The sequence below is a fragment of the Alteromonas sp. BL110 genome (genome assembly GCF_003443615.1).
GTDB lineage: Bacteria > Pseudomonadota > Gammaproteobacteria > Enterobacterales > Alteromonadaceae > Alteromonas.
Genome location: NZ_CP031967.1, coordinates 1,145,787 through 1,163,424, shown reverse-complemented (window position 1 = coordinate 1,163,424; position 17,638 = coordinate 1,145,787). Strand labels below are relative to the sequence as shown.

Annotated in this window: 20 protein-coding genes; 4 read left to right on the top strand and 16 right to left on the bottom strand. The window is 44.1% G+C overall.

The genetic code is table 11. The features are described from left to right. Positions 1–30: 30 nt before the first annotated feature. The gene (locus D1814_RS05035; RefSeq protein ID WP_118490381.1) at positions 31–459 is read right to left on the bottom strand and encodes a GNAT family N-acetyltransferase; all 429 of its coding nucleotides are present in this window, start codon (positions 457–459) and stop codon (positions 31–33) included. Between the two features lie 660 nt (positions 460–1,119). Between D1814_RS05035 and D1814_RS05025 the strand changes: the two genes are divergently transcribed. The 3 genes from D1814_RS05025 (at position 1,120) to D1814_RS05015 (ending at position 2,899) form a co-directional block, all read left to right on the top strand. After that, entirely contained in the window at positions 1,120–1,341 is a 222-nt protein-coding gene (locus tag D1814_RS05025; RefSeq protein ID WP_012518669.1) for a TA system antitoxin ParD family protein, read from the top strand. Beyond that, entirely contained in the window at positions 1,334–1,624 is a 291-nt protein-coding gene (locus D1814_RS05020; RefSeq protein ID WP_118490379.1) for a type II toxin-antitoxin system RelE/ParE family toxin, read from the top strand. The genes D1814_RS05025 and D1814_RS05020 overlap by 8 nt, the downstream gene beginning before the upstream one ends. Before the next feature lie 120 nt (positions 1,625–1,744). Next, positions 1,745–2,899, top strand: coding sequence for an IS110 family transposase (locus D1814_RS05015; RefSeq protein WP_118490378.1), 1,155 nt, complete (start codon positions 1,745–1,747; stop codon positions 2,897–2,899). Between the two features lie 423 nt (positions 2,900–3,322). On the opposite strand, the gene D1814_RS19400 is transcribed toward D1814_RS05015, so the two are convergent. The 13 genes from D1814_RS19400 to D1814_RS04930 all read right to left on the bottom strand — a co-directional run bounded on the left by D1814_RS19400 (position 3,323) and on the right by D1814_RS04930 (position 12,963). Then, positions 3,323–3,613 (bottom strand): hypothetical protein, encoded by a 291-nt coding sequence (locus D1814_RS19400; protein WP_147402523.1) that lies wholly within the window; start codon positions 3,611–3,613, stop codon positions 3,323–3,325. A gap of 302 nt (positions 3,614–3,915) precedes the next feature. Next, positions 3,916–4,353: a hypothetical protein gene (locus tag D1814_RS05005; RefSeq protein ID WP_118490376.1), complete on the bottom strand. Its 438-nt coding sequence runs from the start codon at positions 4,351–4,353 to the stop codon at positions 3,916–3,918. A 140-nt stretch (positions 4,354–4,493) separates the two neighbouring features. Then, a complete protein-coding gene (locus D1814_RS05000) occupies positions 4,494–4,757 on the bottom strand; it encodes a hypothetical protein (protein ID WP_118490375.1) in 264 nt (87 codons plus the stop codon). A gap of 117 nt (positions 4,758–4,874) precedes the next feature. After that, a complete protein-coding gene (locus tag D1814_RS04995; protein WP_118490374.1) occupies positions 4,875–5,309 on the bottom strand; it encodes an ABZJ_00895 family protein in 435 nt (144 codons plus the stop codon). Positions 5,310–5,897: 588 nt separating this feature from the next. Continuing rightward, positions 5,898–6,179 (bottom strand): hypothetical protein, encoded by a 282-nt coding sequence (locus D1814_RS04985; protein ID WP_118490373.1) that lies wholly within the window; start codon positions 6,177–6,179, stop codon positions 5,898–5,900. Positions 6,180–7,139: 960 nt separating this feature from the next. Continuing rightward, entirely contained in the window at positions 7,140–7,508 is a 369-nt protein-coding gene (locus tag D1814_RS19395) for a hypothetical protein (protein ID WP_162889805.1), read from the bottom strand. A gap of 966 nt (positions 7,509–8,474) precedes the next feature. Next, a complete protein-coding gene (locus D1814_RS19530; protein WP_232368979.1) occupies positions 8,475–9,104 on the bottom strand; it encodes a hypothetical protein in 630 nt (209 codons plus the stop codon). 302 nt (positions 9,105–9,406) lie between these two features. Continuing rightward, positions 9,407–9,670, bottom strand: a complete 264-nt coding sequence (locus D1814_RS04960; RefSeq protein WP_118490370.1) for a hypothetical protein — start codon at positions 9,668–9,670, stop codon at positions 9,407–9,409. 956 nt (positions 9,671–10,626) lie between these two features. Continuing rightward, a complete protein-coding gene (locus D1814_RS19390; RefSeq protein ID WP_162889804.1) occupies positions 10,627–10,950 on the bottom strand; it encodes a hypothetical protein in 324 nt (107 codons plus the stop codon). A 122-nt stretch (positions 10,951–11,072) separates the two neighbouring features. Continuing rightward, positions 11,073–11,345, bottom strand: coding sequence for a hypothetical protein (locus D1814_RS04945; protein ID WP_025256685.1), 273 nt, complete (start codon positions 11,343–11,345; stop codon positions 11,073–11,075). A gap of 133 nt (positions 11,346–11,478) precedes the next feature. Beyond that, entirely contained in the window at positions 11,479–11,892 is a 414-nt protein-coding gene (locus D1814_RS04940) for an MAPEG family protein (protein WP_118490367.1), read from the bottom strand. Between the two features lie 172 nt (positions 11,893–12,064). After that, entirely contained in the window at positions 12,065–12,502 is a 438-nt protein-coding gene (locus D1814_RS04935) for a hypothetical protein (protein WP_118490366.1), read from the bottom strand. A gap of 116 nt (positions 12,503–12,618) precedes the next feature. Next, positions 12,619–12,963, bottom strand: coding sequence for a ribonuclease E inhibitor RraB (locus D1814_RS04930; RefSeq protein WP_118490365.1), 345 nt, complete (start codon positions 12,961–12,963; stop codon positions 12,619–12,621). A gap of 279 nt (positions 12,964–13,242) precedes the next feature. Between D1814_RS04930 and D1814_RS04925 the strand changes: the two genes are divergently transcribed. After that, a complete protein-coding gene (locus D1814_RS04925) occupies positions 13,243–14,211 on the top strand; it encodes an integron integrase (RefSeq protein WP_118490364.1) in 969 nt (322 codons plus the stop codon). Between the two features lie 79 nt (positions 14,212–14,290). Here the strand turns inward: D1814_RS04925 and fadA are convergent, their stop codons facing one another. Continuing rightward, positions 14,291–15,454 carry an acetyl-CoA C-acyltransferase FadA gene (gene fadA, locus D1814_RS04920; protein ID WP_118490363.1) on the bottom strand — a complete coding sequence of 388 codons (1,164 nt, stop codon included), beginning with the start codon at positions 15,452–15,454 and terminating at the stop codon, positions 14,291–14,293. A gap of 18 nt (positions 15,455–15,472) precedes the next feature. Beyond that, the gene (fadB, locus tag D1814_RS04915; protein WP_118490362.1) at positions 15,473–17,623 is read right to left on the bottom strand and encodes a fatty acid oxidation complex subunit alpha FadB; all 2,151 of its coding nucleotides are present in this window, start codon (positions 17,621–17,623) and stop codon (positions 15,473–15,475) included. Between the last annotated feature and the right edge of the window lie 15 nt (positions 17,624–17,638).

Below are 17,638 nucleotides of genomic sequence, written 5' to 3'. Positions count from 1 at the left end.
TGGGAATGGGCGACTATAAAAGCCAGTGGGTTAATTGTTTAAAGGTTTAACCATGTTATAAAAGCGGTCGTCTTCACTACTTATAACAAAGCCTACTTTGTTATAAAGCGAAACCGCTGGGCTAATTTTGAAAACCCGCAAAGTTAGCGAGTTGACCTTAGCCGCTAGAGCAAGCTTTTCCGCTTCTTTAATAGCCTCACTGCCTATGCCTTTGTTTTGTGCACTTGGTATAACTTGAAGATCGCGTAAAACACAGGTGTTATCTTCAAACTGTAGGCGCATAACACCCACTGTTTGGTTGTCTAATTGAATGTCGTAGTTAACTAGTTCAGCCGTAACTTCTAGCACTTTTTCAGCGTTCCAGTCGGGAGCGAATTTAGCGTAATATTCTTGCATGTTCGCAAAGGTAAATTCGGCTGCTCGCTGAAGGTTTGTAGTTTGAAAGAAAGTAATTTTCATAGTTATAACTACACCTCAAATTCCGTCTTTACTACGAACTCAAACATAACAATAAACATTGGTATATCCTCCAACCGCTATTCGCAAGCCATTGCGGCTTGTTGCTTACACTTTGAAATAGATTCTGCCTCTGTATTACCACCCATGCAGAAATCTAACCTCAATAGCTTTTCTTCGCGTGTAGGAGCTTTGCTCTTAACCAATGACCATTCCTAATCTTGAATAACTTTCGTTACCGGCTTAGGATTAAAAACGCGAGTAATTTCATCAAATAATTCCTTTTATCTCTCGCTACACAGATTAGCACATATTTTCGCCTAGCCTATAAAGAGTGCGAACTAGGTTCTTCCTTATGCAGCCAACGCCCCGCCAGTATATTTCCCCGCTCGCGAAACGAGTGTGTTGATTAGCTCTTTAAGCATGTTCACCCATAACCTTCAGTTGCGATATGTCCATTACCCTCACATGCGTTTGATAATAGTATTTACCAGTAGGTTTAACACCCAAATAAGGGGCGCAAACATAGCGGCTATAATCGGAAAGAAGTGACACAGCCGGCATGTTTGTGTCCCAGCGAGTGTTGATGCGTTTGTTATACGCAATTTGCCACACCTGTAGCGCATTGCTACAATGTGATGGCGAACCATTAGGAGACATATTATGGCAACTGCGAGCGTAAGACTAGACCAAGATCTAGTTGAGAAAGCTACAATTATGGGCAAAGCACTAAACCGAACTATGCCAAAACAGATTGAGCATTGGGCAAAGATAGGTGAAATGATGGAAGATAACCCTGATTTGCCTTACGAATTCGTCAAACAGGCAATTATTTCCAAAGCTGAAAAAGAGGCCGGAAAATTGGAGCCTTACGATTTTGGCTAAGATTACCAGTGTTTTACAGACAGCTAATTTTAAGAGAGCAGTAAAGAAGTTACATCAGAATCAGAAAAAAGACTTGAATAAAGCCGTTAAGGAACTAATGGCCGATCCTCTTCTAGGAGAGCAGAAAAAAGGCGACCTAGCCTTTCTTCGCGTGTACAAATTCAAGATGGTCAAGCAGTTAACTTTACTTGGTTACAGCTACGAGGATGGCACTGTAATACTTGAATTGATAGCACTTGGCTCTCATGAAAACTTTTATCGCGATGTGAAAAAGTTATTCTGACCAATTGCGTATAGACACAATGACTCCCTGAGAAATGCTAGCCTCCGCATTTTCGTGGGTTAACTTTTCAGCCAGAGCCATAATTAGTTTGTTCAATACTAAATCAATTTGGAGGCTAGCATGAACAAACATAGCATGATTTTTATCGGGTTGGATACGCATAAAGAGTTTCATGAGGTTGCTTATTGTGAAGAACAGCGTGGAGCGACACCAGTTCATTATGGGCGTATTCCCTCGTCTAAGGTCAGTGTAAAAAAGCTGCTCCGCCAGTTTGAATCCAAATATCCTGGCGCAACGCTTCACGTTGTTTATGAAGCTGGACCGTGTGGTTATTGGATTTATCGGCTGATTACGAGCTTGGGACATTGTTGCTATGTCGTGGCTCCATCTCTTATCCCTAAAAAGCCAGGGGAGCGAATCAAAACCGATCGCAGGGATGCGCTTAAACTCGTTAGGTCACTAAAATCTGAAGACCTTACACCCATCTATGTGCCTGAGCCGGAGGATGAAGCAGTTCGAGATTTATCCCGAGCCCGTGAAGCAGCAATGAAGGATTTAAAAGAAGGTAAATATCAGCTTAAAGCCTTACTTTTGCGCAACAACATACGTTATGAAGGCACTGCCAACTGGTCGAAGAAGCACCTGCGCTGGCTCACTGAACTGATATTGCCTCACCCGGCCCAGCAAATTGTCTTGCAGGAACAATTGCAAACCATAGAAGAGCGTATTCGCCGGCTAGAAAGGCTCGACAATGAGTTAACCCATCACGTTCACCAGTGGCGTTATTATCCTGTGGTGAAGGCTATTCAGGCTATGCGTGGCGTTCGATTGCTAGTCGCCGTTGGTGTGGTGGCAGAGCTTGGTGATTTACACCGCTTCGACCACCCAAGAAAACTCATGGCGTATTTAGGTTTAGTGCCCAGCGAACAATCCTCCGGTGGTAAACGTCACTTAGGTGCCATTACCAAAGCAGGTAACGGCAGAGCACGGCGTCTACTAATTGAAGGTGCGCACAGCTATCGGTATTCAGCGAATGTCTCTACCGAATTACAGTTAAGGCAAGAAGGCTTACCCAAAGACATCGTCGATATTGCTTGGAAAGCACAATTGCGACTGTGCAAACGCTATCAGCGTATGAGTAAAAAAGGTAAACACTACAATTTAATCATTACCGCGATAGCTAGGGAGATGGCGGCTTACATATGGGCCATTGCAAAGGAAGTGGTACTCACGCCGGTTAATCCAAAACTAAGACTGAGCCGAGTACCTGCATGATAAACGAGTTTGAGCTAACGCATTCGGATCAGGCCGCGGGATGTGGCACAACCTACGAGGGCGTTATGATGGCAATCACTTAATCGTGATTGACCCACGAGCATAGACTGATGAGAAGGTGCTACGGCGGAACATGTAAGGTCAGCACTGCTCATTCAACGGATGAGTAACCTACGAATACCAGCATACTAACCGACGACATTACTGCCTCATCTGGTGCGTTAGCTCAATTTATTATGAGTGAGAAACAAAGCTAATTATGGGCTGAAAGAGTGTCAGGGAAGCGTTCGTTCAGGGTTGACAAAGGGAGTCATACCAACGCCCGCATAACGGGCAAATGTACGTTGGCTATAATACCGAGCGAAGCGAGGGGAGCCTACGTACATTTGTCCCCCGCGAGCGTAGCGAGTGTTAATGCGTTTGTTATGTATCGTTCTTACTACGAAGAAACAGTGAGACTACCATTACTAGAGATAAAAGGATTAAAGCAAACCCAGTTTCTTTATCTGAGTTTTCGACATCTTCTAGCGAATAAATCTCTCTTCCCTCCAATTCAAACTGATATGCTGATTGTGATTCTGCTGATTCAGATAGCACTGATGCCACTGCGCTTTTACCAACCAGAGAATTCTTCTTTTCGTCACAGTTCGTTCGAAAGGAAAACTCCTCTAACAAACTGATGTGGCGAAGTCCATCAACTGTTTCAAGCTGCAAGCTTGGAGGGCCATCTTTGCTTCCTGAGGCACAATTAATAGACTTGATAACTCCTGTGATACCGAATAGGTGCTTGTCGGATATTGTATCCCGATTCAGTTTATGGACACCCAAAACTAAAAAAAGAACTGTCAGTATTAACCAGCCTACATTCTTCAAAGCTTCACCATAGATACATAACTTTTAAATAAGGGGCGCAGACTTGTGGGCTAAAATCCGAACGAAGTGAGCAGCCCACATGTTTGCGTCCCAGCCCGCGCAGCGGGCGAACTTAATTTTTTTGTTATGTGCCAGCACACTTTCTACTGCCGCCACAACTTTACTGTGCCAAACAAATAAAACGTACCATAAATACAGCATATAAATGAGCTTACTAACCAAAAGGTTATTGAATTTTGATGTACCACAGGAGCTGAAGTTAGAAATGGACCAACTAAGCCTGCGATACCACGTAACAAATAGATGGCCGTGATCAAAGCTAAACAGGTTTTTAGTAGTGGTAGTTTAATGATGATGCCTGCACCAGAAAAAGCATATAAGCCCCAACCAGTAAGAATTGAGGCAATTACCAAAGTTGCAATTGTGGGGTACGGGTCGCCATGAGCGGCGAGTTGAGCCATGCGCTGACCAGCACCAAAAAAGATATACCAGTCAGGACCGCCGAAAATACAACCAATATGAAGTAATGCAGCCAAGATGCTTAAGCTGCCAGCGATTATTAGTTGATTATTCTTGTGCATTCAAATTCCTTTTGGCACATAACTTCCCAATAAAGGGCGCATACATGTGGGGCATAATGGCGCAGCCGCCCCGCGTGTATGCGTCCCAGCGAACGAAGTGAGTGCGTTAATTGGTTTGTTATATTGCATGTTTAAACAGCCTAGCTATTGACTCTTTTGAGCATCACGCTGCCAATTATCGTTGATATTGCGCAGCTAATTAAAAATGAAGCAAATGCGGCAAATAAATAAAAAGGATCAAGCTGTCCAAGGTTTAAATATGCTGCAAGCTGAAAAACTGACGCACTGAGTATCCCCGAAACAAAGACCGCTATAACGAACTTTTTAATAAATAAATGAGACACAAACGAGCAAATCGTCGCAATTGTGGCAAGAACAGCAATACCGAATATTCCGTCATTCATTAAATTACCTTTGCAATATAACTTTTAAATAAGGGGCGCAGGCATGTGGGGCATAATGGCGAAGCCGCCCCGCATATATGCGTCCCAGCGAACGTAGTGAGTGACTTAATTTTTTTGTTATGCACTTGCGGTCTCTCGCCTACCTAAGAAGTGTCTTATGTACCGCTTACAAATGAAGTGAACGCCGAGAAACATAAACACCAAATCCACTAAAAAAGTAAAACCGATAACGCCCAATAGGATAGAAGGTTCAAATTCTGGAGAGTTCGGTTGATTTAGGTGGTACATCAGAGCGAATGACTCGCAAACCACAGCCCACAACGTTAAATATGCGATAAGCCTTATTTTTTCATTTTTGGCAAATTGACGTTCATAGTGCTTTGCAAAATGCCAAGATACTGGAAACAAAGCAATATATAAAATTATAACTAAGCCCATTAAACCCAGATTTTGTTCTGGGAATATTTGACTGAATAATGTGCCGAATCCTAGCCATATGACTGGGAGAATTAGTGAATAAAGGAATAGTTTAGGTCTTGCTAAGTTGTTCATATTCGAATCATCCTTGTCGAGTGCATAACTTTAAGCTAAGGGGCGCAGATGCGTGGGGCATAATGGCGAAGCCGCCCCGCGTATAGGCGTCCCAGCGACCGAAGGGAGTGGCTTAAGCGCTTTGTTAGAAGCAGAGCCTGCACCTTTGGCCTTATTAAAAACTAATAAAGTCAGCATACGATTGATTATTAACACAAACAAGTAAAACAACAGTGCAGTGATGTAGTTGATTTGACTGAAGCAAGCCGCCCTATGAATTACCAAGTGCAATGGCGCTTGCTGACGGTGAATAAGAACTTGGCGGTAAAGCGCCTATTGCGCAACCTTTGAAGTTAATGCGGCGAAGTTAAAACCACCAAAAGCCAGAGCGATGTTGGTGAAAGCAGGTGAGGGTAGTTGCATTGACATTTGTATTAAGCCAAACGAGTTTTAGGCTGGCGCCTTCTAACTTTTAAATAAGGGGCGCAGGCATGTGGGCTAAAATCCGAACGAAGTGAGCAGCCCACATGTTTGTGTCCCAGCCCGCGCAGCGGGCGTGCTTAATTTTTTTGTTATAAGCCATTTTTAATACGACCTAGTTTAGCTAAATTAATCACCACAGCAACCACCAGAATCTGAACCTTCATTACCTGAATATAAGTTGCTACTACCAGAGCCGTCCGCAACAGGATTGCCGCTATTCACTTTAGGGTTTATTGAGCGAAGGACAAGCAAAGTAATAGCTGGGCCACCTACTGGAATAAACCAATTAACAAGTAACGTAATAACTCGAGAGTTATTATTGATGAACAATGTGCCGTTAACAGCCAGAGTATTAAAAAATGCCCAAGCCAAATGAACACAAACAATTCCAGCTAATAAGTAAACCATAAGTTAGGTTTTCCTGGTGGCATATAACTTTAAGCTTTGGGGCGCTAGCACGTGGGCTAAAATCCGAACGAAGTGAGTCAGCCCACGTGTTAGCGTCCCAGCGACCGAAGGGAGTGCCAACAGCGTTTTGTTAGGCGTACAACTGAAAGTACGCAGCTTTGCTGCCACCACTAGCCGACAAGGCCACTTATTTAAATTATTGAAATTAAGATAAAGCAACCCTGTGCGAAATGCCAGATGTTAAGGACATTGCTGGATAAAAGAGCGAGTTTAGAAAGCTGGTGATGCAGAATGTTGGCGTTGTGATGTTGATTAAAAGCGCGTTGCTAAAGCCGTTGAAACTACCGAAAAAGCAAGCTGTAAAGACAACCTAGTGAAACAACCTTGATGCTTGAATGTCACGGTTTAACCCACATTTTAATACTGTAAGTAAATGACGCCTAACTTTAAGCTAAGCGGCGCAGTTGCGTGGGGCATAATGGCGAAGCCGCCCCGCGTAAATGCGTCCGAACGACCGAAGGGAGTGGCTTCAGCGCTTTGTTAGAAGCAGAGCCTGTTCCTTTGGCCTTATTAAAAACTCATGAAGCCAGCATACGATTGATTATTAACACAAACAAGTAAAACGATAGCGCGGTGATGTTTTTGATTTGACGGAAGCAAGCCGCCATTTGAAATAACAAACGCAATGGCGCTTGCTGACTTAAAATAAGAATTTGTCGATAAAGCGCCTATTGCGCAACCTTTGAATTGAAAGCGGCGGATTTAAACCTACCACAAGCCAGAGCGGTGCTTATGGAAATAGGTGAGGGCAGTTGCACTGGGATATTTATATAGCCAAACGAAGCTTAGGCTGACGCCTTATAACTTTCCAATAACGGGCGCAGACATGTGGGGCATAATGGCGAAGCCGCCCCGCGTGTATGCGTCCCAGCGAACGCAGTGAGTGAGTTGATTGGCTTGTTATGGCCGCGCCGAAAATCCCCACTGATCTCTGTTGGCATAAAACACCCAATCTAACTTACTGGATACTAAGTACAAAAACAAAATATCTGTATTTTTTTGAAATGTGTCAAAGTTATCCCAAGTTAGAGAGAAACTTGAGGTAATGCGCTTTTTTATACCTGTTTTTTTTGATACACGCTCAAATGTTTCGAAGGCAAAAACTTGTTGGTTGATGTATGGCGTTAAAAGGGAATTGAATTCATTTTTGTTGAGCCACCCTGTCGAAGCAGTAATTGAGCGGATTACTTTTGACCAATCAGAATTTCTAACTGAAAGCTCTATATCAGTATCAGTATTGAGAATTTGGTTCAGTTCAATAAATTCCATTCTTTCCCTGAAGGCTATAACGCTAAGCTTTGGGGCGCTAGCACGTGGGCTAAAATCCGAGCGAAGCGAGCCAGCCCACGTGTTAGCGTCCCAGCGACCGAAGGGAGTGCCAACAGCGTTTTGTTAGGCGTACAAAGGAACGTACGCAGCTTTGCTGCCACCACTAGCCAAATAGGCCGCGTGTTTAAATTATTGAATTTAAGATAAAACAACCCTGTGCGAAATGCCAGATGTAAAGGATATTGCTGGATAAAAGAGCGAGTTTAGAAAGCTGGTGATGCAGAATGTTGGCGTTGCGGTGTTGATGAAAAGCCCGTTGCTAAAGCCGTTGAAACTACCAAAAAAGCAAGCCGTAAGGACAGCCTAGCGAAACAACCTTGATGCTGTAATGTCACGGCTGAACCTACCTTTTAATTCTGTAAGTAAATGACGCCTAACTTTAAGCTAAGGGGCGCAGATACGAGGGGCATAATTGGCGAAGCCGCCCCGCGTATAGGCGTCCCAGCGACCGAAGGGAGAGGCTTAAGCGCTTTGTTAGAAGCAGAGCCTGTTCCTTTTGCCTTATTAAGAACTAATAAAGTCAGCATACGATTGATTGTTAACACAAACAAGCGAAATGCCAACGATGTGATGTCGGTGATTTGACTGAAGCAAACCGCCATTTGAACTGACAAACGCAATGGCGCTTGCAGAATTGAAATAATAACTCGGCAATAAAGCGCCTATTGCGCAACCTTTGAAGTAAGCGCGGTGTCATTAAAGCTACCAATGCTTGGGCGATGTTTGAAACAACAGGTGAGGGTGGTTGAACTGTCATTTGTATTAAGCGAAACGCAGTTTAGGCTGACGCCTTCTAACTTTTAAATAAGGGGCGCAGGCATGTGGGGCATAATGGCGAAGCCGCCCCGCGTGTATGCGTCCCAGCCCGCGCAGCGGGCGAACTTAATTTTTTTGTTATACACAAGGCTATTCCTTAACAAGTTTAAGAACTTCACTGTTTTCGGAGTCGAAGACAGATAGCGATGTGCTGTTTAACTTGATTGTAACGAAAACATATTTGTCTTCGTAGCCATTGTACATTTCCCCAACCCACTCAGTTTCTGTTGATTGAACAATATTTTTGATGATCGTGAGGCCTGAGTTTTGTTTATGAGTCTGGTGTTCTTTAACACTTGCTACACCAGTTGTTAAATTGAATTCGATTAGAGCTGGTTTTGTTGCGTGTTTCCAAACGCCTTCTATTGTAGATGAAGCAAATGTACCCATAGTTACGAAACAAGTGCCTATGAAGGCAGAAAATAGAAGAGACGTTTTGGTTTTATTCACTTTAATCTTCCTGATATTGCGCATTGTGTATAACATTAAGCTAAGCGGCGCAGTTGCGTGGGGCATAATGGCGAAGCCGCCCCGCGTAAATGCGTCCGAGCGACCGAAGGGAGTGGTCTTAAGCGCCTTGTTATAAGCAGAGCCAGTTCCTTTGGTCTTTTTAAAAACTAATGAAGTCAGCATACGATTGATTGTTAACACAAACAAGCAAAACGACTGTGCACAAATGTTTTTGATTTGAGAGAAGCAAGCCGCCATCTGAGCTATCAAGTGTAATGGCGCTTGCGAGGTTCAACTAATAACTTGGCGACAAAGCGCCTATTACACCACCTTTGAATTGAAAGCGGCGGATTTAAACCTACCACAAGCCAGAGCGATGCTAATGAAAACAGGTGAGGGTAGTTTTACTGGAATTTTTATATAGCCAAACGAAGTTTAGGCTGACGCCTTATAACTTCCCAATAAAGGGCGCATACATGTGGGGCATAATGGCGCAGCCGCCCCGCGTGTATGCGTCCCAGCGAACGAAGTGAGTGCGTTAATTGGTTTGTTATATTGCATGTTTAAACAACCTAGCTATTGACTCTTTTGAGCATCACGCTGCCAATTATCGTTGATATTGCGCAGCTAATTAAAAATGAAGCAAAAGCGGCGAATAGATAAAAAGGATCAAGTTGTCCAAGGTTGAAATAGGCTGCAAACTGAAAAAATAATGCACTAAGTAATCCCGAAACAAAGACTGCTATAACGAATTTTTTTATTAATAAATGAGTCACGATCGAGCAAATCGTCGCGATTGTGGCAAGAGCAGCAATACCGAATATTCCGTCATTCATTTAATTACCCTTTGCTATATAACTTTAAGCTTTGGGGCGCTAACATGGGGCTATAATCGCGAAGCGGCCCCGTGTTAGCGTCCCAGCGACCGAAGGGAGTGCCAACAGCGTTTTGTTAGGCGTACAACTGAAAGTACGCAGCTCTGCTGCCACCACTAGCCAATTAGACCGCATGTTTAAATTATTAAATTTAAGATAAAACAACCCTGTGCGAAATGCCAGATGTTAACGACATTGCTGGATAAATGAGCGAGTTTAGAAAGCTAGTGATGTTGAATGTTGGCGTTGCGGTGTTGATGAAAAGCGCGTTGCTAAAGCCGTTGAAACTACCGAAAAGCTAGCCGCAAAGACAACCTAGTGAAACAGCCTTTATGCTGGAATGTCACGATTGAACCCACTTTTTTAAGCTGTAAGTAAATGACGCCTAACGCTAAGCTTTGGGGCGCTAGCACGTGGGCTAAAATCCGAGCGAAGCGAGCCAGCCCACGTGTTAGCGTCCCAGCGACCGAAGGGAGTGCCAACAGCGTTTTGTTAGGCGTACAAAGGAACGTACGCAGCTTTGCTGCCACCACTAGCCAAATAGACCGCGTGTTTAAATTATTGAATTTAAGATAAAACAACCTTGTACGAAATACTAGGTGTTAACGGCAATGCTGGATAAAAGAGCGAGTTTAAAAGACTGGTGATGTTGAATGTTGGCGTTGCGGTGTTAATGAAAAGCGCGTTGCTAAAGTCGTTTAAACAACGGAGAAAGCTAGCCGCGAATACAACCTAGCGAAACAGCCTTGATGCTGTAATGTCACGGTTTAACCCACACTTTAATGCTGTAAGTAAATGACGCCTAACTTTCCAATAACGGGCGCAGACATGTGGGGCATAATGGCGAAGCCGCCCCGCGTGTATGCGTCCCAGCGAACGCAGTGAGTGTGTTGATTGGCTTGTTAGCCACGCTTCACTTACGAAGTACCTTTTTGAAATTTACGCATCGCCCTGACGACATTAATGATGGGCAGTGCTGAAAAGAATACAAAAATAGCTGCGAACAGCAAAAGGTCGAAACCAGCTAAATAAACCAACGCCCCGACCATGATTAGTACTACACCAGATAATAAAAAGCTATTCCCTACGTATTTGCAGAAAGAAGATAAGTCGTTAATTTTAGAGAAATCGATTCCGTTAAGCATATTGGCTTTTTGCTTGAAGGTAAGCAGGAAGCCTATAAGTAAATATATAAAACCGCTTAAGCAGGATATCGAAAGTATTAAAACACCTGATTCCATAAAAAATCCTTTTTAGGGGCTAACACCCCAAGAAGGGGCAATTACACGTGGGCTATAATACGGAACGAAGTGACGGGAGCCCACGTGTTATTGTCCCGCTTACTTGGTTTGTTATGTTTCATTTACTCTGTATCTGGGTACTCTGATAAAAATAACTCAATACCTAGCTTTGCCATTATTTCCATAGATTTTGTGCTCAAAACGGCACCTCCTCCGCATGCATCTTTTCGAATATCAAATCCCACATCCGCAACATACTTACCAGTTGGTAACGTGTGCTGGTTTTCTATGAGCCACGTCTCCAAATCATCTATTTGAGTTGGAAGTTCCCAGGAATCATCACTTAGCCAAGCAACCCTCTCTGAATTATCACTGTTGTAAATATTTACTGGCAAAAATTACCTCTAGGAAACATAACTTTTAAATAAGGGGCGCAGGCATGTGGGGCATAATGGCGAAGCCGCCCTGCATGTTTGCGTCCCAACGAACGAAGTGAGTGACTTAATTTTTTTGTTAGGTGGCATTTGTTTAAAACGAAGTGCTGACTATTTGATACATCCACCATGAACAAACACCGACTTGAATTGTAAAAAATAGAAACCTTACCTGGGTTGCAATGTTGCTCCCTGAAAGCAAATGAGTAAATGATTGGGCTATTCTTGCAAACAGACAAAGTAAAGAAAGTGGGTTCGTTATGTCGGTTGTATTAGTGATGACAGCTAAAATGAGAATGCCACCAAATATTGGGAAAAATTCATAGCAATTTGCATGTGCTCGAGTAAGTCTGTGCCCGAATTCAGTCGTATCGCTGCCGCTTGTATTGAAGCTATTTGATTTTCGACCAGAGGAAATGACCAAATAAGTGCGAAATGCTTCTAATGCAAGCAATAGCAGTAACATCCAAGTAATGTATCCAGAAATTGCTAAGATAGTTAAATTCATAGAAGTTCCTTTTCTTCGTTTATTCCACTGATTTATCAGTGTGCGCTGACACCTAACTTTTAAATAAGGGGCGCAGGCATGTGGGGCATAATGGCGAAGCCGCCCCGCATGTATGCGTCCCAGCCCGCGAAGCGGGCGTACTTAATTTTTTTGTTATGTGCCAGCATACTCTCTACTGCCGCCATAACTTTAATGTGCCCAATAAATAAAACGTACCATAAATACAGCAAATAATTGAGCTGACTAACCAAAAGGTTATTGAAGTTTGGTGTACCACAGGGTCTGAAGTTAGAAAGGGGCCAACTAAGCCTGCGATACCACGCAACAAATAGATGGCAGTAATTAAAGTTAAACAGGTTTTTAGTAGTGGCAACTTGATGATGATACCTGCACCAGAAAATGCATATAAGCCCCAGCCAGTAAGAATTGAAGCAATTGCTAAAGTTACAATTGTTGGGTACGGATCGCCCTGAGCTGCGAGTTGAGCCATGCGTTGACCCGCACCAAAAAAGAGATACCAATCAGGGCCGCCGAAAATACAACCAATATGAAGTAATGCAGCCAGGATACTTAAACTGCCAGCGACTATTAGTTGATTATTCTTGTGCATTCAAATTCCTTTTGGCACATAACTTTTAAATAAGGGGCGCAGGCGCGTGGGCTACCATGCGAAGCAGCCCACGTGTATGCGTCCCAGCGAACGCAGTGAGTGACTTAATTTTTTTGTTAGGTACCGTTCTGCGCGATACAGCCCCAACCATCAATTTCGACATTATATAACTCTGCTATACAAGTCATGAAGCCTGATACACAAAGCAAAATATTTTGAGTAACAGGCATCTCGATCAGCAACTGAACCATGTACAGATCTTCTTCAACAATTACAGATGCTTTTCCATATTGGAAGTCATCCAGAAAGCCAGCGACGGTATCAGCTTTGTCTTTACTCTCACATTTGAAAGTGAAATCGACCTCTCTAAACTTACTGAAATCATCTCCCTCAGCGTTCAATCTTCGAAGCACATCTGTATCAGCTTCAGATGCTTCCATTAATTTAGAAATTACAGACATTCCTAGGTACCTAACAATTTAATCGTTCCCTAAATGGGGCGATTTAACAAACCAGAACGGGGTTTTTGTCCGTTTGGTTATAAATATGGTTAAACCATAACCTATCGATAGGATTAGTAAAATACGTTTTTGGTGTATTTTGCTCAAAAGTTAAAAACACCAAATCGGGTTGCAGGTGAATTTGGGGTATTTCGTGAATACTCTTGCAATAAAACAGGTACTAAAGTCAGTTATCTCGTTGTGATTTTTTAAATAGACTTTTTTATTTTGGAGTCGAACATGAAGTCTAAGTTTATTAAATCCCTGTACGAGCACATGATGCTTAAGCGCTATGCTAAGCGTACTATACAAACCTATATCAACTGGATTTCAGACTACATTCGTTTTCACAAATTTCAACACCCGAAAGATCTCGACGTTTTGCATGTTGAAGCATACCTTACGCATTTATCCACCAAGCGAAAAAATGCGCGGTCTACACAAGCCACTGCACTAAATGCGCTGGTTTTTCTCTACAACAAGTATTTAGAGCAGCCGCTACCTACAGACATGAACTTTGTGGGAAGCGGAAGGGAAAGAAAACTACCGGTTGTGCTAACCCAGTTAGAAGTAAAAGCATTGCTTGGTAGAGTGCCTACCCACCATTACTTAGCGGTAGCACTTCTTTATGGAAGTGGGCTTCGGTTAATGGAGTGTGTTCGCCTTAGAGCGGGCGACATAGACTTCGACTACAAGTGTGTGAGGATTTGGTTTGGGAAAGGGGGCAAGCATCGAGTGGTAACGCTGTCGGAATCGCTGATTCCACTTTTAAAAAATCATATCAGTGAAAGTGAAAAACTTCTGCAACGAGATTTGATGGTGCCAGACTTTGCTGGTGCTTGGATTCCACATGGATTGAGGAAAAAGTATCAACAGCGTAATAAAACGCTGGAATGGCAGTATTTGTTCCCTGCATCAAAGTTAAGTATTGATCCAGAAAGTAAGCTATTGCGGCGACATCATACTGATGAAAAACAGATACAGCGTGCGGTAAGTCGTGCTTCAGGTGATGCGGGAATAATCAAGCATGTTACACCTCACACGCTTCGTCATTCTTTTGCTACGCATTTGCTGCAATCAGGTGCAGACATCAGAACGGTGCAAGACCAGTTAGGGCATGCCGATGTTAGAACTACTCAAATCTATACCCACATACTTCAACAAGGGGCTAATGGTGTAGTCAGCCCACTTTCTAATTTAGCTTTTTGATTTTAAATATGCGCTGCAACAAAAAAGGACCCGAAGGCCCTTTTAAAAAACTTAGCTAGTTAAATGCTAATATAAGCGCTTAAACACGCTCAAATACAGTAGCAATACCTTGGCCTAAACCAATACACATAGTCGCTAAGCCTAAGCTTACGTCTTGTGATTCCATTAGGTTGATAAGCGTACCCGAGATACGTGAACCAGAACAACCTAGTGGATGGCCTAGTGCAATCGCACCACCGTTAAGGTTAATCTTAGTATCTAGATGGTCCATCCAACCTAGTTGCTTAATGCACGATAGTGCTTGTGCCGCGAACGCTTCGTTAAACTCAGCAAGTTCAATATCGTCCATAGTAAGGCCAGCGCGCTTAAGGGCTTTTTGTGTAGCCGGAACTGGGCCATAACCCATAATTGCCGCATCACAACCAGCCACAGCCATTGCGCGAATTTTCGCACGAGGCGTTAGGCCAAGCTCTTTCGCACGGTCTGCCGACATAAGCAGCATACCTGATGCACCGTCAGACAGTGCAGAAGACGTACCCGCAGTAACGGTACCGTTTACTGGGTCGAACACTGGGCGAAGTGCCGCCATGCTCTCAGCTGTGCTTTCAGGGCGTACTACTTCATCGTAGTCAATTAGCTTTAATACGCCGTTTGCATCATGACCTTCGATAGGCACAATCTCGTTAGCCCAGCGGCCTTCAAGGTGTGCTTTGTGCGCTAGCTGATGCGAACGCGCACCAAATGCATCTTGTTGCTCACGAGTAATACCGTTTTGACGGCCAAGTAGCTCGGCGGTCATCCCCATCATGCCCGACGCTTTTGCCGTGTACTTAGCAAGACCAGGGTGGAAGTCGATGTTGTAGTTCATCGGTACGTGACCCATGTGCTCAACACCACCAATCATGTAAATATCACCACGGCCGCTCATGATGCCACTTGTTGCATCGTGAAGGGCTTGCATTGATGAACCACATAAACGGTTAACCGTTACCGCGCCTGTTGTGCGTGGAATTTGTGTGAGTAGTTGCGCGTTACGTGCAACGTTGAAGCCTTGTTCTTTAGTTTGCTGAACACAGCCCCAGATGATGTCTTCAATTTCCGCTGGGTTTACGCCAGGGTTACGCTCTAGTAGCGCGGTCATTAGCGCAGCAGAAAGATCTTCTGCACGCACATTTCTGAAAACACCGTTTTTTGAACGACCCATAGGGGTACGTACGCAATCGATTACGACCACTTCTTTCATTAGTTTTTCCTCCGGGTCTTATGCGAAATAGGATTTACCAGCAGCGGCCATTTCACGAACGCCATCTGAAATCTGATAAATTGGACCAAGTTCAGCGTACTTGTCTGCCATAGCAACAAAGTTCGCCAAGCCAATGGTTTCAATCCAACGGAAAATACCACCGCGGAATGGAGGGAAACCTAAGCCGTAAAGTAGCGCCATATCTGCTTCAGCTGCGCTATCTACAATGCCTTCTTCTAGGCAGCGAATTGCTTCGTTTGCCATAGGGATCATTAGGCGTGCAATAATGTCGTCAGCTTCAAAGTCAGTCTTCTCGGCGACATGTGGTGTCATTAGCGCGTATGCTTCTTCAGCAGGTGTTTTCTTAGGCTTACCGCGCTTATCAACACCGTAGTTGTAGAAACCTTTACCGTTCTTCTGACCTAAACGCTCTTCTTTATAGAAAAGAGTTACAGGGTCGTTGTCTAGACGAGCCATACGCTCTGGAATACCTGCTGCCATAACGTCTGCTGCGTGATCGCCAGTGTCGATACCTACAACATCCATAAGGTAAGCCGGGCCCATAGGCCAGCCGAAGATTTTTTCCATTACTTTATCAACTGCAACGAAGTCAGCGCCGTCAATAAGTAGCTTACTGAAGCCTGCAAAGTATGGGAACAATACGCGGTTTACCAAGAACCCTGGGCAGTCGTTAACCACAATTGGGGTTTTGCCCATTTTAAGGGTAGCGGCTACTACTGCATTGATGGTTTCTTCAGAGGTTTTTTCACCTCGAATAATTTCAACTAGCGGCATGCGGTGCACTGGGTTAAAGAAGTGCATACCACAGAAGCGCTCTGGCTTGCCTAGGCTTTCAGCTAGCTGGTTAATAGAGATGGTAGAAGTGTTTGAACAGATGATAGCGTCGTCAGCTACATTGTCTTCTACTTCTTTAAGCACAATACCTTTTACTTTCGGGTTTTCTACAACCGCTTCAATAACAAGGTCTGCATCTTTTAGCGTGCTGTACTCAAGGGTAGGCGTGATAGCGTTAAGTGTTTGCGCCATTTTAGTCGCATCAACTTTGCCGCGCTTCATACCTTTACCAAGGATCTTCGCTGCTTCTGAAAGGCCAAGGTCTAGTGCACCTTGGTTAATGTCTTTCATGATTACCGGCGTGCCTTTCACCGCGCTTTGGTATGCAATACCGCCACCCATGATACCTGCACCTAGTACAGCGTTAAGCTTAGATTGTTTAGTGGCAGCTTTCGCCTGCTTTTTACCTTTACCTTTAACCAGCTGGTCGGCAAGGAAGATTCCAATTTGCGCTTTCGCAGCATCGGTTTTCGCAAGCGCTACAAAGCCTTCGTTTTCAAGCTTAAGTGCGCCTTCACGGTCTAGTACAGAGGCTTTTTGAACAGTCTCAACCATTTTGTGAGGAGCTGGGTAGTGTTTGCCAGCTTGTGCAAATACCATCGCTTGAGCAGTACTGAAGCTCATCATAGCTTCGTTTTTGTTTAGCTGTAGTGGGGCTTTCTTAACCGCACGACGTGCTTGCCAGTCAAATTTACCGTCAGCAGCGTCTTTCACCATTGAAAGTGCGCCTTCAACTAGCGCTTCTGGTGCTACAACCGCATCAACTGCACCTTCAGCAAGGGCTTTCGCACCTTTTCTGTCGCGGCCAGTAGTCATCCACTCAAGTGCATTGTCTGCACCAATAAGGCGAGGTAGACGAACCGTACCACCAAAACCAGGCATAAGACCTAGCTTAACTTCTGGTAAACCAATAGACGCTGTGGTGTCGGCAATACGCATGTCACATGCCAATGCCATCTCACAGCCACCACCTAGCGCAAAGCCATTAACAGCAGCAATGGTAGGGAAAGGTAGGTCTTCGAAGCGGTCGAATACTTGTGACGTATTAGCAACCCACTGTAGTACTTCAGCATCGTCCATAGCGAAAAGGCCAGTGAACTCGGTGATATCAGCACCTACGATAAATGCAGGTTTTGCACTGTGTACTACTAAGCCTTTAACATCGCCTTTAGCAAGTAGGGCTTGGGTTGCTTCGTCAAGTTCGCTCACTGTTTGGCGGTCGAACTTGTTTACTGAACCTTCGGCGTCGAATACCAGCTCAGCAAAGCCGTCATCTAACAGGCTGACGGAAAGACTTTTGCCTGTGTATATCATTATCATCTCCTTCGG

Coding starts and splice junctions, on each gene's coding strand:
- D1814_RS05035 (WP_118490381.1), bottom strand. CDS start 459: ATGAAAATTACTTTCTTTCAAACTACAAACCTTCAGCGAGCAGCCGAA.
- D1814_RS05025 (WP_012518669.1), top strand. CDS start 1,120: ATGGCAACTGCGAGCGTAAGACTAGACCAAGATCTAGTTGAGAAAGCT.
- D1814_RS05015 (WP_118490378.1), top strand. CDS start 1,745: ATGAACAAACATAGCATGATTTTTATCGGGTTGGATACGCATAAAGAG.
- D1814_RS05005 (WP_118490376.1), bottom strand. CDS start 4,353: ATGCACAAGAATAATCAACTAATAATCGCTGGCAGCTTAAGCATCTTG.
- D1814_RS05000 (WP_118490375.1), bottom strand. CDS start 4,757: ATGAATGACGGAATATTCGGTATTGCTGTTCTTGCCACAATTGCGACG.
- D1814_RS04995 (WP_118490374.1), bottom strand. CDS start 5,309: ATGAACAACTTAGCAAGACCTAAACTATTCCTTTATTCACTAATTCTC.
- D1814_RS04985 (WP_118490373.1), bottom strand. CDS start 6,179: ATGGTTTACTTATTAGCTGGAATTGTTTGTGTTCATTTGGCTTGGGCA.
- D1814_RS19395 (WP_162889805.1), bottom strand. CDS start 7,508: ATGGAATTTATTGAACTGAACCAAATTCTCAATACTGATACTGATATA.
- D1814_RS04960 (WP_118490370.1), bottom strand. CDS start 9,670: ATGAATGACGGAATATTCGGTATTGCTGCTCTTGCCACAATCGCGACG.
- D1814_RS19390 (WP_162889804.1), bottom strand. CDS start 10,950: ATGGAATCAGGTGTTTTAATACTTTCGATATCCTGCTTAAGCGGTTTT.
- D1814_RS04940 (WP_118490367.1), bottom strand. CDS start 11,892: ATGAATTTAACTATCTTAGCAATTTCTGGATACATTACTTGGATGTTA.
- D1814_RS04935 (WP_118490366.1), bottom strand. CDS start 12,502: ATGCACAAGAATAATCAACTAATAGTCGCTGGCAGTTTAAGTATCCTG.
- D1814_RS04930 (WP_118490365.1), bottom strand. CDS start 12,963: ATGTCTGTAATTTCTAAATTAATGGAAGCATCTGAAGCTGATACAGAT.
- D1814_RS04925 (WP_118490364.1), top strand. CDS start 13,243: ATGAAGTCTAAGTTTATTAAATCCCTGTACGAGCACATGATGCTTAAG.
- fadA (WP_118490363.1), bottom strand. CDS start 15,454: ATGAAAGAAGTGGTCGTAATCGATTGCGTACGTACCCCTATGGGTCGT.
- fadB (WP_118490362.1), bottom strand. CDS start 17,623: ATGATATACACAGGCAAAAGTCTTTCCGTCAGCCTGTTAGATGACGGC.